Annotated in this window: 16 protein-coding genes and 1 pseudogene; 15 read left to right on the top strand and 2 right to left on the bottom strand. The window is 44.0% G+C overall.

Annotated elements, in window-relative coordinates; translation table 11 throughout:
• The first annotated feature begins 188 nt into the window (after window positions 1-188).
• The 7 genes and pseudogenes from ABDB91_RS14300 to ABDB91_RS14270 all read left to right on the top strand — a co-directional run bounded on the left by ABDB91_RS14300 (window position 189) and on the right by ABDB91_RS14270 (window position 3,525).
• A complete protein-coding gene (locus ABDB91_RS14300) occupies window positions 189-875 on the top strand; it encodes a nucleotidyltransferase domain-containing protein (RefSeq protein WP_347488380.1) in 687 nt (228 codons plus the stop codon).
• A 19-nt stretch (window positions 876-894) separates the two neighbouring features.
• Complete coding sequence (locus tag ABDB91_RS14295) at window positions 895-1,143, top strand: hypothetical protein (protein WP_347488379.1); 249 nt, start codon at window positions 895-897, stop codon at window positions 1,141-1,143.
• A 127-nt stretch (window positions 1,144-1,270) separates the two neighbouring features.
• Window positions 1,271-1,639 (top strand): PEP-utilizing enzyme, encoded by a 369-nt coding sequence (locus ABDB91_RS14290; RefSeq protein ID WP_347488378.1) that lies wholly within the window; start codon window positions 1,271-1,273, stop codon window positions 1,637-1,639.
• A gap of 121 nt (window positions 1,640-1,760) precedes the next feature.
• Window positions 1,761-2,204, top strand: coding sequence for a transposase (locus ABDB91_RS14285; RefSeq protein ID WP_347491613.1), 444 nt, complete (start codon window positions 1,761-1,763; stop codon window positions 2,202-2,204).
• Complete coding sequence (locus tag ABDB91_RS14280) at window positions 2,201-2,455, top strand: hypothetical protein (RefSeq protein ID WP_347488377.1); 255 nt, start codon at window positions 2,201-2,203, stop codon at window positions 2,453-2,455. Before ABDB91_RS14285 ends, ABDB91_RS14280 begins: the two co-directional genes overlap by 4 nt.
• 97 nt (window positions 2,456-2,552) lie before the next feature.
• Window positions 2,553-2,627, top strand: a pseudogene (locus ABDB91_RS14275) (flavin reductase family protein); the annotation flags it as partial.
• Between the two features lie 262 nt (window positions 2,628-2,889).
• Window positions 2,890-3,525, top strand: a complete 636-nt coding sequence (locus ABDB91_RS14270; protein ID WP_347488376.1) for an HAD-IA family hydrolase — start codon at window positions 2,890-2,892, stop codon at window positions 3,523-3,525.
• A gap of 132 nt (window positions 3,526-3,657) precedes the next feature.
• Here the strand turns inward: ABDB91_RS14270 and ABDB91_RS14265 are convergent, their stop codons facing one another.
• Window positions 3,658-5,565 (bottom strand): ABC-F family ATP-binding cassette domain-containing protein, encoded by a 1,908-nt coding sequence (locus ABDB91_RS14265; protein WP_347488375.1) that lies wholly within the window; start codon window positions 5,563-5,565, stop codon window positions 3,658-3,660.
• A 134-nt stretch (window positions 5,566-5,699) separates the two neighbouring features.
• Here ABDB91_RS14265 and ABDB91_RS14260 point away from each other — a divergent pair, with 134 nt between their 5' ends.
• The 4 genes from ABDB91_RS14260 to ABDB91_RS14245 all read left to right on the top strand — a co-directional run bounded on the left by ABDB91_RS14260 (window position 5,700) and on the right by ABDB91_RS14245 (window position 9,605).
• The gene (locus ABDB91_RS14260; protein ID WP_347488374.1) at window positions 5,700-6,395 is read left to right on the top strand and encodes a cell wall hydrolase; all 696 of its coding nucleotides are present in this window, start codon (window positions 5,700-5,702) and stop codon (window positions 6,393-6,395) included.
• 150 nt (window positions 6,396-6,545) lie between these two features.
• Window positions 6,546-8,294 carry a Na/Pi cotransporter family protein gene (locus tag ABDB91_RS14255; protein WP_347488373.1) on the top strand — a complete coding sequence of 583 codons (1,749 nt, stop codon included), beginning with the start codon at window positions 6,546-6,548 and terminating at the stop codon, window positions 8,292-8,294.
• Between the two features lie 364 nt (window positions 8,295-8,658).
• Window positions 8,659-8,976 carry a TusE/DsrC/DsvC family sulfur relay protein gene (locus tag ABDB91_RS14250; RefSeq protein WP_347488372.1) on the top strand — a complete coding sequence of 106 codons (318 nt, stop codon included), beginning with the start codon at window positions 8,659-8,661 and terminating at the stop codon, window positions 8,974-8,976.
• 257 nt (window positions 8,977-9,233) lie between these two features.
• Window positions 9,234-9,605 (top strand): NifB/NifX family molybdenum-iron cluster-binding protein, encoded by a 372-nt coding sequence (locus ABDB91_RS14245; protein ID WP_347488371.1) that lies wholly within the window; start codon window positions 9,234-9,236, stop codon window positions 9,603-9,605.
• A gap of 1 nt (window position 9,606) precedes the next feature.
• Here the strand turns inward: ABDB91_RS14245 and ABDB91_RS14240 are convergent, their stop codons facing one another.
• Window positions 9,607-9,816: a hypothetical protein gene (locus ABDB91_RS14240; RefSeq protein ID WP_347488370.1), complete on the bottom strand. Its 210-nt coding sequence runs from the start codon at window positions 9,814-9,816 to the stop codon at window positions 9,607-9,609.
• Between the two features lie 315 nt (window positions 9,817-10,131).
• Here ABDB91_RS14240 and ABDB91_RS14235 point away from each other — a divergent pair, with 315 nt between their 5' ends.
• From ABDB91_RS14235 to aprA, 4 genes are all read left to right on the top strand, one after another.
• Entirely contained in the window at window positions 10,132-10,872 is a 741-nt protein-coding gene (locus ABDB91_RS14235; RefSeq protein WP_347488369.1) for a YkgJ family cysteine cluster protein, read from the top strand.
• 522 nt (window positions 10,873-11,394) lie between these two features.
• A complete protein-coding gene (gene sat, locus ABDB91_RS14230) occupies window positions 11,395-12,633 on the top strand; it encodes a sulfate adenylyltransferase (RefSeq protein ID WP_347488368.1) in 1,239 nt (412 codons plus the stop codon).
• Between the two features lie 634 nt (window positions 12,634-13,267).
• Complete coding sequence (gene aprB, locus ABDB91_RS14225) at window positions 13,268-13,711, top strand: adenylyl-sulfate reductase subunit beta (RefSeq protein ID WP_347488367.1); 444 nt, start codon at window positions 13,268-13,270, stop codon at window positions 13,709-13,711.
• A gap of 56 nt (window positions 13,712-13,767) precedes the next feature.
• Window positions 13,768-15,648: an adenylyl-sulfate reductase subunit alpha gene (aprA, locus tag ABDB91_RS14220; RefSeq protein ID WP_347488366.1), complete on the top strand. Its 1,881-nt coding sequence runs from the start codon at window positions 13,768-13,770 to the stop codon at window positions 15,646-15,648.
• Window positions 15,649-15,924: the final 276 nt, after the last annotated feature.

Below are 15,924 nucleotides of genomic sequence, written 5' to 3'. Positions count from 1 at the left end.
ACTGAGGCGTTTGGCATAATGAGAATGAGAAAAAAATTAATAAATCTTCGTAAGAAAAAAAGCTTCACAAGAAAGGCCATGGCGCAAAAGCTTAAAACTACCGTTTCCTTTTACATCAAGATTGAGAGTGGTAATAATAGTAAAAACATTGGAGCCGTGTTATAATCATTCTTAAAGGGGGTGTGCCCATGGAACATGCAATTACTAAACTGATTAACATTGATCCACTGTGGCCCCAAGTATTAGCATCTGTACACGCTGCCGTTCCAGAAACAAAAGCTATTGTGTGTTACGGCTCCCGTGTAGGCGGGTGCGCTAACGACGACAGTGATTATGATATTATTATCGTAACAGCACAACAATGGCCCTGGTCTAAGCAAATCAGGCTGGAGCAAGATTTGTCCCAGGTGGTAGGCAAAGACGTAGATGCTCGGGTTATTTCTGCTAAGGGGCTGCGCGATTTACGATTAATGGATCCTCATGTGCATTTCGCCCTGGCCACCGGCATAATTGTTGGTGAAAGCGAAATTGTAGACGGTCACGCACCCCTTGCTTTGAACGGAATACTTAACATGTTGGAAAATGTTGAACTTGAGCTGGAGGATCTGGACTTATATGAGGGACAAGATACAAGAATCGAACAACTACGCAAGTGCGTGCGGGATCTTATCGTTATTGGACAGATTCTTAAAGGGAACTATTCAACTCGAACCTATCACGAAAGGATAAACGAGACACTTGGGAATGTTGATGCCGATGATGAGCAGCGGTTACTACAAATTGTAAGGAACATGCTGAGAGTAATTAAGGGGCATGTCGGGCACATGCCTGTCAATAATAGCGACCGATACCTGGAGGTGATTATTAATAGTTAGCCGTCGTGATTCAATAAAAATGGCCGGTAAATTCATCGGCCTTGCGGCCGCGCACTTTGCTCTTTTCGGTCAGTCCTTCCGGGAAGGTATGCTTTACGAAATGGAAGCCCGGGCAATCGTAAGGTTAAAGAAACTAAACGACAATGAGATAGGCCTTTTGGTTGATACCGCTCGGTCACGCGGAACCAAAAAGATACAAGATCACTTTGCCACGCCGGGTAAAACCCAAAGGGCTGCCTTTAATACAACCATGGAATATCTTGACTAGGAGATAGAAAGATTGGTTTACGATTTATTAGGTTAAACATCAACTTCCCTTATACAGATATCATTATTGGCAACAGCGACAACAGAAACTAAAAGTCAAACTCGGGCACAGTCCGAGTTTTTCTTTATTGCTTTATTCGCCAGGCATGTCTACCGAGCCAATGGGGGTGTTTTTATATGCTATATCCCACGCATATTGCAGCCGGTGCCATGGCCGGGGCACTGGTTATCAAGTTGACCGCGGTCCCAGTTGGACGCCGGTTTTTGTATCTATCAAAGGCTTGGTGACGGAGGTAGACGGGATTATGACCCATGGTGCTGTTATTGCGAGAGAATACGGCCTTCCGGCAGTTGTAGATGTGGATAACGTCACGAAGTTGATTAAAGATGGGCAGCGAATGAACGGGCGGGTATGTGGAAATCCTGAGTCAGAGCAAGTCAGGGGACGGTTCCTTGGCTCATATGTTTTGTTATGGTATATTATACTAAAAGCATAAGGATTGAGAAATAGTGCCAAGAGTGAGTCGAAAACTCAGCAAAACTGGGATATATCACGTTATGGTAAGGGGTAATGAAAAAAGAGAAATTTTTCTCTGTGATTAAGACAGAAAGAGATTTATAGATATTTTACAGGAAAAAGGCAGGGAAAAGGAGTACTCAATTCTGGCATACTGTCTGATGGATAATCATGTGCACCTGCTTATAAAAGAAGGGACAGACCAGATAGACAGGGCTATGAAAAGAATAGGCGTAAGCTATGTGTATTACTTCAATAAGCTATACGAGAGAATATGCTATTTGTTTCAGGATAGGTTTAGGAGCGAGCCGATAAATGATGAAAGGTATCTAATGGCTGCTGTCAGGTATATACACAATAATCCGGTAAAGGTAAAAATGGTAAAGGAGCCGGTTGGGTATCGTTGGAGCAGTTATAATGAATATGTAAACAAAGAAAATATAGGCGCAGGTTTAACAAGCAGGGAATTTATACTGAAAATGTTTTCGAAAAACCTGGAAGAGGCAATCAAACAGTTTGTCATATTTTCAGGAGAGAGCAGGTGACAGAAGAGTTTATAGATATCAATGAAGAAAAAGCAACGGATAAAACCATAAAATCTGAAGCCCGGGCAATAAAGCATATTGAGAGAGTTCTGAAGGAAGATAAAACTGTGCATCTAAAGGATTGGCTAATAAATAAAGACAATAGAAATGGGCTGATTGGGTACCTTAAAGATAATTCCAATCTTTCAACCAGGCAAATAACTGCAATTTTGGGTGTTAACAGGAATATTGTTCAAAGGGTTAAAAGATGAGTCAGGGAACCGTCCCCTGACTTGGAGTCAGGGAACCGTCCCCTGACTTGTGAATCAATGAAAAGGAATTAAATTAGATTTAGAAAGGAAAATGAATATGACCAAGAGAAAAATATCCAACATTCCCTTTGGACCATTCATTACGGTTTTAGCAGGCGCCACTGTTAATGGAATGGACCTGAGCAGAGTACGTCAGGGAGTGCGGGATATGAAAAATGTGCTGGACGAACTTTCCCTGAACTCAGCAATGCGATTATTGAAGCCAAACAATTATGCCGCTTAAAGCTAAGGGACAAGGAACCAAAGGTTATGATGATTTTTTGTGGTGAAATTTAGTCTTCTACTCTCAGGTAGTAGCGATTACAAGGTGTGTTTTGATATAATATAAACTCTGGTTAGAGTAAAACTTTTTGACACAGTAAGGAGAATGCTGCATGCTTAAGGATTACGTGCTGTTTGATCTTGACGGTACTTTGCTGGATTCGCTGCCGCTTATTGAGGCCACGTTTTATCATGTATTTAATCAAATGAGCATCCCCTGGGAAGATGGTGCGGTGATGAAAACAGTGGGTTTGCCCCTGCGCGATGCCTGTCGGCAATTTGGCAGGGAAAGATGGCAGGAACTATTTGATAGTTATATAAATCACCAGCTGACGATACATGACCATTATATAAAAATTTTCCCCGGGGCGTTGGAAGCGTTGGCTGAAATAAGACCGCTGGTCAGAGGTATGGGTGTGGTGACCTCCAAGCGACGGATGATGGCGGAGCGCGGTATTGCCGTCGCCGGCTTGGGTCACTACCTGGATCAGCTGGTTACTTTGGAGGATGTGGAGAAACCCAAACCCCACGCTGAGCCCGTGTTGCGGGGTTTGGATAAATTCGGGGCGAATCCGGAGCAGTCGGTATTTATAGGTGACAGTTATTATGATATAGAGTCCGGCATAAACGCCGGGGTGACTACCATAGGAGTATGCTGGGGGATGGCCTCTCGTGGAGAATTACAGGCTTGCAGCCCGGATTTCATTGTTGATACATGGTCCGAGCTGCTTGCGATCTTAAAAGGCTAAGCTAAGTTTATCCTTTTAATTTTTAGTGCGTTTTGAGCCGAGTCTCCCAATAAAAGCCTGTTCGAAAAGTCCGCACGAGATCCTCTCCTGACCGGCACCGGAGTTTGCCTTTTCGAACACACATAATAAGCATTATCCGGATAGCTCCAACCACTCGTCCATGTAGTTCTCCAGTTTTGTGCGAAGTTTTTCCAGCGCGGAGCTTTTCTGCCGGTAGGATTCATGATCGTTATATACTTCCGGCAAAAATAGCTGCTGTTCCAAATGGCCAATGTTCGATTCCGTGTCGTTGATTAGTTTTTCCAGTTCCTCCGTACGGCGTTGTTTTTTGCGCTGTTTGCGCTGTATTTCCTTGCGCTCAAAATAATCCTTTTTAGTATCACTGATTTGGTCGTTCTCATTATCGTGCCGCTCGTTTTTAAATTCGACGGCTTTTTTGTTTTGATAATCATCGAAATTACCCAAATAATTGTTTACGCCCTCCGGGGACAGCTCAATGATCCGGGTGGCTATTTTGTTTATAAAGTAGCGGTCATGAGAAACAAATAGTAATGTGCCCGGGTATTGCAGTAACGCCTCTTCCATGGCTTCGTTGCCCAATATGTCCAAATGACTGGTGGGCTCGTCCAGCATTAAAAAATTAGCCTTTTGGCACATAAGCTTAGCCAGGGCAAGCCTGGCTTTTTCACCGCCGCTTAAGTCAATTACGTATTTTAAGACATCTTCTCCGCTAAATAAAAAACTTCCTAAAATAGAACGCACGGTCTGTTCATCAAATTGGGGAAATTCATCCCACAGTTCGTTAATAACCTGTTTATCGCCCGTCAGATGTTTCTGCTCCTGCTCATAATAACCAATATTAACATGATAACCTTCGATTATTGAGCCCGATATAGATGGTAATATCCCTCCCAGTGTTTTAAGCAGCGTGGTCTTACCGGTACCGTTCGGGCCCAGTAGCGCCACCCGCTCACCCCTTAAAATGGAAAAGGTTATACTGCTGGCTACCGCATGGCCTTGATAACCTACCTTTAATTCTTTAACTGTCATTACCTCTTTGCCGCTGGATTGAGTGGCGGCCATAGATACATTAATTTTTTTGTCGTTTGTTTGCGGTTTTTCCAACGGTTTAATTTTCTCCAGCAATTTTTGTTTGCTTTTAGCCCTTCCGGTGGTGGAGGCGCGGGCGATATTGCGCTTGACGAATTCCTGAAGTCGGGCTATTTCCTCTTGTTGTTTGCGGTATTGTTTAGCTTGCTGTTCCAATTCCTCGGCTTTTAAAACAAGATAACGGGAATAATTGCCTTTGTAACGTTTAAGGCGGGTAAACTCCAATTCATAAACTGTACTTGCAACAGTGTCTAAAAAATAACGGTCGTGGGAAACAACTAAAATAGCGCCCGGGTATGATTGCAGGTATTTTTCCAGCCAGGTCAGGGTATCCATATCCAGGTAGTTGGTGGGTTCATCCAGTATTAATACTGCGGGCTTGGTTAACAGCAGCTTAGCCAGGGCCAGGCGGGTTTTTTCACCTCCGCTGAGACGACCTGCGGATATGTTGAAGTATTCTTCGCTGAATTTTAGCCCGTGCAGTACGCCGCGTATGGCAGCCTGATACTCATAACCGCCGTTTCGGGCAAATGTTTCCCGCAAATCGGTATATTCTTGGCTGATTTTTGCCAGCATGGCCGGATTGGCTGTAATTTCTGTCTTTCCCATAGCCATTTCCAGACTGCGTAATTTTTCTTCCGAGGCTATGTGGTGATTAAATACTGAAAGCATTTCCTCCCAAATCGTACGGTTTGACTGTAGACCGCCTTGTTGGGCCAGGTAACCCAGGGTGAGTGCTTTGGGACGAATAATTTCCCCGGCGTCGGGGGGAAGCTGCCCGGTAAGGATTTTAAGTAAGGTGGTTTTCCCCGCCCCGTTTCTTCCCACCAGCCCGATTTTTTCTCCTTCCCGGACGGCCAGGGTAATGTCACTGAACAACCGGGTATCGCCAAAGGATTTATAGATGTGCGACGCCTGTAATACTATCACTATTATCACTCCCATACTTATAAAGTTTACCCTACCATTATGGGTATAAACAAGGGAAAATTGTTTTTGTATCAGCCGAAGAGAAAATGAAAAGGATAGCCTTGAATGATTATGTGGCTGGAGGAATGAATAAAATGCGTGACGGCAATAGAAAGACAATGTCTCTGTCGTTAAATTCCGGGTTGGCGGGAATTCTGGCAGGAATAGTTTTTGTTGTGGTATTGCTTCTGGCTGCCCGGGATCTAGGGGCGGGTGAACGACGATCATTGTTTTGGGGTGATCGGGGCGAAGATGTGGTGCAAGTACAAAAAAAATTAAAATATTTCAATTTGTATAATAAGCAGGTGACGGGTTTTTATAGTTTTGATACCGTTCGGGCGGTGCGCAGCTTTCAAAGGCAAAATAAAATTGCCGCGCGGGGTGTTTTGGATAAAAGAACTTATGCTTTGCTGTTTAAAGCGACGGAGAAGGATATTCCCAAGGAAGATGTTTTCCTACTGTCGGCAATTATAGAGAGCGAAGCCGCCGATGAGCCGTATCTGGGCAAAGTTGCCGTTGGGGCGGTGATTGTAAACCGGGTGGCCAGTGCTGAATTTCCAAATACTCTGGGGGGGGTGATATTCCAGCCGGGAGCCTTTGAGTCGGTTGGGAACGGACAATTTGGGCGGGAAATCAGCACTGATTCACACCGGGCGGCCCGGGATGCCTGGTCGGGACAAGATCCGACCAACGATGCCTTATATTTTTGGAATCCGGCCAAGCCTGTTAATCCATGGGTTTGGCAGCGCCGGCAGGTAGTGCAAATAGGCCGTCATGTTTTTGCCCGGTAATTTTTATTTTTATTAAAAATGCGTTAAATAATTGTTAAGCATGGATGCAAAGTTTAATTGTATGTAAAGAAAATGTAAAGGCATGCTCAAATAACGCTTAATTTTGATAAAATTAACATGATATTTTAATAACCTGCGGAGGGACGTGTCATGCCTTTTTCGGTTCAAGACGTACTGTTTTATGCGCTGGGGGGCCTGGGTATTTTTTTGTTCGGCATTAAATATATGTCTGAAGGTCTACAGAACGTTGCCGGTGAACGCATGCGGGAATTTCTTGAAAAGGGGACCAAAACTCCGCTGCGCGGTGCTGTCACCGGAACTTTGGTTACCGCCCTTATTCAAAGCAGCAGCGGAACCACGGTTTTAACGGTTGGCCTGGTTAATGCCGGGCTGTTAACTTTACGGCAGGCCATTGGCGTAATTATGGGCGCCAACATCGGTACTACTATGACTGCTTATTTGATTGGCTTTAAGATTGAGCACTATGCTTTACCCATTATAGCTGTTGGAGCAATAATGCTGTTTTTTATTAAAAATAAAAAGGTTGCCAATGTAGGACAGGTGCTGTTTGGTTTTGGAATGCTGTTTTACGGTATGAGTATAATGGGTAGTGGTCTTAAACCGTTAAAGGATTGGCATGTTTTTCTTGATTTAATGACCGGTGTGGAAAGTAACCCTGTGTTGGGGGTGGCTATAGGCACGGCTTTTACATTGATTGTGCAAAGCAGCAGCGCTACCATTGGTGTGCTGCAGGAATTGGCGGACCAGGGTGCGGTAACTTATCAGCAGGCCGTACCTATTTTATTTGGCGATAATATTGGCACGACGGTAACCGCTTTATTGGCTTCCATAGGTACCACGGTTGCGGCCCGGCGGGCGGCGCTTACCCATACATTATTTAATTTAAGCGGTACAGCTTTGTTCTTGCCGCTATTTCTGCTGGGCATATTTCCTGAGTTCATTCGATTGGCTACAAACTACTTTTTTGTATTATTGCCGGGTTTTGAAGGTAGCTGGGAAACGCTTAATATTCGTATGCAAATTGCCCAGACGCACGGTATGTTTAATATAACCAACACAATTATCCAACTGCCGTTTGTATCCTGCCTGGCCTGGGCTGTGACTAAATTAGTGCCCGGCGCGGACGCTCAATTTGATATAAAACCGCGCTATTTGGAGCCCCGTCTGCTGGCCAACCCGGCCGTAGCCCTGGGACAGGCTACCAGAGAAGTGCTGCGCATGGGTCGTCATGCCAGCGAATTTTTTAATGAATCCTTGCGGTTCTTTAATAATCCAAGTAGTAAAGAGCTTAATCCCATGTATCTTGAACAGAAGGAGGAATTAATTAACAGTCTTGATACAAATATTACCGATTATCTTGTAAAATTATCTTCCAGTAAAAAAATGAGTGAGGATCAATCTAATTATACCCAAACTTTATTACAGGCAGTTAGTGATCTGGAAAGGATTGGAGACCATGCGGACAATATCGTAGAATTGGCTATTTATAGTGTTGAAAGAAAAATTAAATTTTCAGATGAGGCGTCGGCCAGTATGCAGTCCATGGCCGAGCTTACCGGGGAAACGCTTGGAGTTGCCTTAAAAGCTTTGGAAACTGGTGATCACTTTCTAGCCAAGCAGGTAATTAAAAACGAGGTTGTTATTGATAACTTGGAGAAAGAATTCCGGGAAGGCCATATAATGCGCTTGAACGAAGGTATCTGTACTGGAACTGAAGGCTCGGTATTTCTGGATTTACTGGGCAATATGGAACGGGTTGGAGATCATTCCGTAAATATAGCTGAATATGTGCTTGGACAAATGGGCGCTATAGAACGGTTAAAAGTTAAAAAGGCCAGTAAAAAAATAGCCGCGGATGAAAGTAAGTCAAGAAATTAAAATTAAGCTTGTCAAATAGAAGGAATTCTAAGTTGCCCTGTCGAATATGATCTAAGCACAATTAATGGTGTTTACCGGTTCACAGCAGGAAATACTAAAGAGATATTAAGCAGAGTACCAAGCACCAATAGATCAGACCTGTCTCTTGTTTACTTGTGGCTGCCGGTAAATATGAGTAAAATAAACACGGTGAAATTGGATGGGTTTTGATTAATGAACCTGTTGCACTCCCTGACCTGGAATGATAATATAATGCTAGTACAAAAAAGCTTTTCGCCCTAAAAATAGATATAGATATTTAAAGACTTTTTAGGGGAAAAATAGGAAAAATTATTTAATAATTATTTTTGGAGGTGTGAGATTAATGGCTTTTCTTGAAGTAGATGGAAAGCAAATTGAGCTTGATGAGGACGGTTTTGTTCTTAACCCCGACGAGTGGACTGATAGCGTAGCAACATCTTTTGCCGAAGGCGAAGGTATTAAGGAACTCACTGACGATCACTGGAAAGTAATCCACTATCTGCGTGATTACTACAAACAGTTCCAAGTTGCTCCAATGGTAAGGAAAATGTGTAAACAAACCGGTTATAGCCTGAAACAAATTTATGAACTTTTCCCGTCCGGTCCGGCAAAAGGCGCCTGCAAATTAGCCGGCTTGCCCAAGCCTACCGGTTGTGTATAATAAAAACCGACCCGCCAATTAAAGGCGGGATTTTTTTTGTCCGCAGACCCATAAAATAAAATTATATTGACATAATGCTAAGTAGACAATAAAATTTATTATGGGTAATTGTTCAAAAAACTTACTCTTCATCTTTTCCGCAAAAAACATTGAAAAAGGAAAAGCCAACATGCCAGGAAATGCCTATTTAGTGGTCGAATGAACGTGCCGGGGAAACTATGCTTAATAATAACAATTTTGCACTGGAGGTATTACAAATGAGAATTGCTTTACCCCATGAGTCCGGTTATATTAACCAGCACTTTGGCAGGAGTCAGGAATTTATAATTGTGGAATTAGCAGGCCAAGAAATAACATCTAAAAAAATTGTTTCAGCCGAACAACTGCAGCACAATCACGAAGGATTGGCCGGGTTGTTAAAAGGCGAACAAGTGGATGTGGTAATAGTGGGTGGAATTGGTGCCCGGGCGCTGGAGCCGTTAAAAGAAATCGGCTTGCAGGTGATTACCGGAATCAGTGGTAAAATTGAAGAAGCGGTAACCAAATATGTGCAGGGGCAATTGTCTTCAGGTTCCGCTGCTTGCTGTAACCATCACGGCGATCATCATGGCCATGGCTGCAACCATTAATTTAGATACCGTAACCGGCTAGTACGCCGGAAAATGTCAATAGGATGCCGGCTCCGGTTGCTATGATAAGCTTTTTTGCCCGGGTGTCCCAGTGCAACGGGTGAAATCCGGGCCACGCCCCCGTTTTGGCGATATGCAGCGTTAATAAAAGCACACCTGCAACGATCAGGCAGATGCCCGTTAAGATAAAAAGAAAACTTAATAAAATCAATTATATTACACACCTTTATTAAATCATTTTATAAAACCTGAATCAGTTTGTCTTATATCTTTGATTATGTTTTATATTATTGAGGGTTTAAAAATAAAGCAAGTAAAAACACCCAAGTGGTGTCTATTTTTTTGTCACATGCGTTTGTTCTAAATTATTGCAGCTGCGACGTCGGAGACTATGTGACGCCGGGATATGGCTGCTGAATTGGTTGCTGTGGGAAAAAATAATTTTGTATTTAGTTCTGTTTTAATTTATTATAAGGTTGGTTGGGGTAGCGTTTGTAGTATAAAATTGGGAGGAGTTGGTGCTTTAATGCTGCCGCTGGTTAAGTTGCATCCGGCTATAAGTCAGGCCGAGGAAAATAATTTGTTTGATAAATTAAATGAAATATATAATAAATTGCCCGATATGGAATGTGACCGCTGTGGTACTTGCTGTACCGTGCCAAATCCGGCATTTATTGTTGAATACTTAAATATGTTTCGTTATGTTAATAAAAATATGCCTGAAAGATGGCCCCGGTTTATTGCCGGTGCCGTGCGCTATTATTTTCTGGAACTGGTGGATATTAATCAGCGCTGCCCTTTCCTGGATAGCCACAATAACTGTCAGGTTTATGAAGTCCGTCCTTTTGCGTGCCGTACTTATGGCTTGATGGGGAAACGTGATGCGCAGGGCATGGCAAGGCGCAATATGGAAAAGCTGGTGGAAAAGTATAGGACGGAACATAATATTGAATTGCCTCGCGAAATAGTGGAATATGAATTGCCTTATTGTGAAAAAGTAAGGGTGCCAAATGGAGGTAATAAAACGCCGCTGGAATTGATTCAGCTCTTAACTGCTGATATTGGGCAGTTGGAATCTTTTTTCGTACCCATGCCTGTAGTGGAAAATCAGTTTACATTTATTCCGTATGTTAATCATCTGGTAATGAGTATTGTGAGCGAAGGGGCCAGGTTCCGGCGTCCAAAAGTAATGCAGGAGTTTTTGGCTAAAGGACGCAGCGAGCTGCTTGAAGACTATATGGAAAAATATAAGAGCACATCATTTTAACGATGTGCTCTTATATTTAATATTGGAGTGATAGGGCGGTGAATTGAAATAACTGTAATTTATTAATTGTGAAGATTGCCTGTGTGTTGAAATGAGCTTGTCAAGTTCTGTGATTCGTGATATATTTTATGTGTAGGTAGGTAAGTTTATTTTTTTTAAGCACATTATTTGACACGTTTTTGTGCATATCTTCACAATGCCAGTGTCGTTGTATCGAAATAGTATTATTTTCGCCATAAATAATTTATTTTTTCTCGGTAACAAAAGAAGGGTATTTCTACTTTGTGTCTAATTTCATAAATATAACCCATTATATATTTTAATCAATATACAGTGTATCCAACTAGCAAATGAGCGACATTGCTATGGCAATTAGCTGACAATTGCCCGCGTTGGGCCTAACGGATAGCTGTATATATAATTGGCAGAGACATAATATGGAGTGATTGGGAGATTGGGTTTTCAATTGGGGACATTTTGTTCCTTGGTTGTAATAATTAAAAAATAGGAGGGGGATTATTTATGGCGCTACCTAAACCGCATGGCCCTGAAGGAAAATTAATGCCTTTGTTGCTGTATGGCGATGAAAGAGCAGCTGAAATCAAGAGAGCGGAAGGTTTGCCCAAGGTGTACATGAGTTCAAGGGAGACTTCCGATGTCTTGATGCTTGGTATTGGTGCATTTACCCCGTTAAAAGGCTTTATGAAGAAGGACGATTACACCGGTTGCGTATTTGATTTTAAAATGGCTGACGGTACCATGTGGCCCATGCCGGTAACCTTGTCTATTACCGGTGAAGAAAAAGATGCCATTGGTCTTAAGGAAGACATGGAAGTGGCCCTTTATGACAGAGCTTCCGAAGAACTATATGCTACCATGCTTGTGGAAGAAATCTATACTTATGACAAAGAAGCCGAGTGCCGTGAAGTATTTACGACTTTGGATGCGGAAGGTCACCCTGGCGTAGCCAGCGTTATGAAGCAGGGTGAATTTAACTTAGGCGGACCCATTAAAGTGCTTAACGAGGGTGTTTATCCTCAGAAATATCCCAAGTATTATCTATATCCCGCCGAAGCCCGCAAGCTTTTTGAAGAAAAAGGCTGGTCGGACGTGGTTGCTTTCCAAACCAGGAACCCCATGCACCGTTCTCATGAATATCTTTGTAAGTTCGCCATGGAAAGCGGATTAGTGGATGGTTGCTTTATACATGCTATTGTGGGTGCATTGAAGCCTGGCGATATTCCGGGTGAAGTGCGCACCAAGTGTTATGAGGTGCTGGTTGACAAGTATTTCCCGAAAGAGAACATTGCCTTGGGTGTCTACCCCATGGAAATGCGTTACGGCGGACCTCGCGAAGCTTTATTGCACGCCGTTTTCCGGCAAAACTGGGGTTGCAAATACCTCATCGTGGGTCGTGACCATGCCGGCGTGGGCGATTACTATGGCCCGTTCGATGCTCAGACAATTTTTGATAAGCTCTGGCCGGGCGCTCTGGAACTCAAGCCTATGCTGATTGCTTGGACATTCTATTGCTATAAGTGTCAGAGTATGGCCAGTCAGCGTACTTGCCCGCACGGCCCGGAAGATCGTTGTGTGGTTAGTGGCACCAAGTTCCGCCGCATGATGCAGGACGGCGAAGAGATTCCCAAAGAATTTGGCCGCCCCGAGGTTATGGAAATTCTGCGCGAATATTATAAAACTGCGGAAAAAGTGGAGATTAAAAAAGGTGCCTATGAAGACATGCCGGGGACTAAGAAATAAATTTATTTGTAGAGTTTGTTTTGATTGTATAGGAGATGACCGCTTCTGCTTAAATATTATTTAAGCAGAAGCGTCCCAATATATCCGGCGTCTGATCGTTAGATTGGTTGACTGCTTAAAAATAATAATTAAACAGCCTTCGGCGAAGATTGCCAAAAAAAAGTAACGGTTATTGCTTAAAAAAAGAAGGAGCTTGGGCAATTGTGTCGAAAGTATAATTATGATTAATAACAGTACGACTATATCTACAACTGTTATCCACACCTTTACATTGTAAATTTAACACGGGCTATGAATTATTTTTAGCATTTACCCGACAATTTAGATGCAGATATCTGACAACAAAATTGCAGTACCTGATGTTGGGGCCCTATATTTAAGCTTTTACATCACAGGTTGCCCAAAAGGCATTGACTAAATAATTTTCAAAGGGGGTGATTTTACAGCACGGTGTCGCAGACACCGGCGCAAAATCAGTAAATATACAGTAAGGTTTTCTCAGGGAGGAGAAGGGTTTTAGTATTTTAAATTAATTAACTGTATGCGCCATGCTCCTCGGGAAGGTGAAAAAACTATCTGTTATCGCAAAACCAAAGTGATTTTTTAAACAAATTGGGAACGGGAGGTTGAATAAATGCCAACTTTTGTAATAGCTGAGAAATGTGATGGTTGCAAGGGTCAGGATAAAACCGCTTGCATGTATGCATGCCCCAACGATATTATGGTTCTCGATAAAGAGAAAATGAAAGCTTATAACCGTGACCCCTGGCATTGCTGGGAATGCCTGTGCTGTGCCAAGGCTTGCCCGCAGCAAGCTATAGACCTGCGTGGTTATGCCGACTTCGTCCCCATGGGCGCCAGTGTGACTCCTTTGAGAGGTTCGGATAATATTATGTGGACCGTTAAGTTTAGAAACGGCATGGTTAAGCGTTTTAAATTCCCCATCAGGACCACTGAAGAAGGTACCGCAGTACCCGGCGGCGATTTTGCCGAAGGCGCCGGTGACCTGAATAGTGCTGCTCTGTTCACCGAGCCGGCATCCCTTTTGATGGATGAAGTGCCGACCATTAAGAAGTAATCAATCATTTAAGTTAATTTTATCTAAGAGAACTTTACGGAGGAGGTTAAATATAAATGCCGATGAATTTTGAAACTGTTGAAGTTACCACTGACCTTCTGATTGTGGGCGGCGGTATGGCAGCCTGCGGGGCAGCTGTGGAAGCAGCTTACTGGGCCAAAAAAAGCGGCTTGAAAGTTACCCTGGTTGACAAGGCGGCGTTGGATCGCTCCGGTGCCGTGGCTATGGGTTTGTCCGCTATTAACCAGTACCTTGGTGTAGGCAAAGGTAAAAATACTGTTGAGCAGTATGTGGAATACGTTAAAAACGACCTTATGGGCATTGCCCGTGACGACCTCGTTTATAACATTGCCCGCCACGTTGACGGTACTGTGCACCTGTTTGAAAAATGGGGTCTGCCCATTTGGAAAAATGACGATGGCGACTATGTAAATGAAGGCCGCTGGCAGATCATGATCAACGGTGAATCTTACAAGGTTATCGTTGCTGAAGCTGCTAAGAATGCTCTGGGCATGGATAATATTTACGAGCGCGTATTCGTAATCGAGCCTTTGCTGGACGGCGATAGAATTGCCGGCGCCGTGGGCTTCAGCGTTCGCGAAAATAAATTTTATGTATTTAAGGCTAAAGCCGTTTTGGCAGCCATGGGCGGTGCCGTAGGCGTGTTTAAGCCCCGTTCCACCGGTGAAGGTCTTGGCCGTTCCTGGTATCCCCCGTTCTCCACTGGTTCCAGCGCATACTTTACCATTCGTGCCGGTGCTGAAATGACCTGTCAGGAAGTACGTTTCATCCCGGTCCGCTTTAAAGATGCTTACGGCCCGGTTGGTGCTTGGTTCCTGCTCTTCAAATCCAGAGCTATCAGTGCTATCGGTGGCGAATATATGGTAGAGCGCCGCGAAGAACTGCAAAACTGGGCTCCTTATGGCTTGGTGAAGCCGATTCCGGCCAACCTGCGCAACTATCTCGGCATGCTGGATGTAAGCGAAGGCAAAGGCCCTCTGCTTATGATGACCAACGAAGCTATTGGCAAGCTGGCTGATGCTTATAAAGACGATCCCAAGGCCTTCAAGAAGAAAATGAAGGAACTGGAATCCGAAGCTTGGGAAGATTTCCTTGATATGACCATTGCACAGGCTCTGTTGTGGGCTGCCACCAACACTGCTCCGGAAGAAAAATCCTCCGAGATTGCAGCCGCCGAGCCTTACTTCATTGGTTCCCACTCCGGCGCATCCGGCGCATGGGTATCCGGTCCCGAAGACATTGCTCCGGCTGAGTATTTCTGGGGTTATGCCAACATGACCACGGTCAAGGGTCTGTTCGCTGCCGGTGATGCTTCCGGCGCTTCCAGCCACAAGTTTTCCTCCGGTTCCCACGCTGAGGGCAGAATTGCTGCCAAGGCCGCCGTTAAGTTCATTACGGAAAACAACGCTCAGCCCAATGTTGACGCCGCCAAGGTGGAAGAACTGAAAGCCGCTACTTACAAGCCGCTGGAAGTTTTTGAAGCCAATAAAAACTTCACCACTGACCCCGAAGTCAACCCGGCTTATATTAAGCCCAAGATGTTCATGTTCCGCCTGCAGAAATTGATGGATGAGTATGTCGGTGGTGTGACCGCGAATTTCAGTACCAACAAGCCTAGTCTCGACAGGGCTATGGAACTGCTTGAATTCATGAAGGAAGACTCCGATAAACTGGCTGCTGCCGACCTGCATGAACTTATGAGATGCTGGGAAAATATCCACCGTATGTGGCAAGCCGAATCTCACGTGCGCACAGTGCTGTTCCGTGAAGAGACTCGTTGGCCCGGTTACTACTTCCGTGCTGATGCTCCGAAGATGGATGAAGAAAACTGGCTGTGTTTTGTAAACCTCAAGTGGGATCCCGCCACTGCACAGTGGGATGTGTTTAAGAAGCCCGTTATCCGTTTGTTTGACTAATTAGCGTAAAAGGGACACACCTTCAAGAAAATCAAAGGGACACAATTCCAGTAAGTAAAGGGATATACCTCTTTAGAGGTATATCCCAAGATATAGTAATGTCCCGGAGATGAATGCATGTCCCTATTGAAAATAACTGATCTTACCCATGTCCCGGGGAGATCATGTACTCTTCGCATGTGCCATCCACGGCGCAAAGAGGGCCCGTAGCCGATGGCCGCGGGCTTTTTGCGCTGTAACAATGAAAAAGGATGCACAATGAACAGTTATGGTTGC

The organism is Desulfoscipio sp. XC116 (assembly GCF_039851975.1).
GTDB lineage: Bacteria > Bacillota > Desulfotomaculia > Desulfotomaculales > Desulfallaceae > Sporotomaculum.
This window is presented reverse-complemented; position numbering and strand designations above follow the sequence as displayed.

Bases quoted from the DNA above. Each gene is read 5' to 3' on its own strand.
- aprB (WP_347488367.1), top strand. From the start codon at position 13,268: ATGCCAACTTTTGTAATAGCTGAGAAATGTGATGGTTGCAAGGGTCAG.
- ABDB91_RS14300 (WP_347488380.1), top strand. From the start codon at position 189: ATGGAACATGCAATTACTAAACTGATTAACATTGATCCACTGTGGCCC.
- ABDB91_RS14250 (WP_347488372.1), top strand. From the start codon at position 8,659: ATGGCTTTTCTTGAAGTAGATGGAAAGCAAATTGAGCTTGATGAGGAC.
- aprA (WP_347488366.1), top strand. From the start codon at position 13,768: ATGCCGATGAATTTTGAAACTGTTGAAGTTACCACTGACCTTCTGATT.
- ABDB91_RS14245 (WP_347488371.1), top strand. From the start codon at position 9,234: ATGAGAATTGCTTTACCCCATGAGTCCGGTTATATTAACCAGCACTTT.
- ABDB91_RS14260 (WP_347488374.1), top strand. From the start codon at position 5,700: ATGCGTGACGGCAATAGAAAGACAATGTCTCTGTCGTTAAATTCCGGG.
- ABDB91_RS14270 (WP_347488376.1), top strand. From the start codon at position 2,890: ATGCTTAAGGATTACGTGCTGTTTGATCTTGACGGTACTTTGCTGGAT.
- sat (WP_347488368.1), top strand. From the start codon at position 11,395: ATGGCGCTACCTAAACCGCATGGCCCTGAAGGAAAATTAATGCCTTTG.
- ABDB91_RS14295 (WP_347488379.1), top strand. From the start codon at position 895: ATGGCCGGTAAATTCATCGGCCTTGCGGCCGCGCACTTTGCTCTTTTC.
- ABDB91_RS14255 (WP_347488373.1), top strand. From the start codon at position 6,546: ATGCCTTTTTCGGTTCAAGACGTACTGTTTTATGCGCTGGGGGGCCTG.
- ABDB91_RS14235 (WP_347488369.1), top strand. From the start codon at position 10,132: ATGCTGCCGCTGGTTAAGTTGCATCCGGCTATAAGTCAGGCCGAGGAA.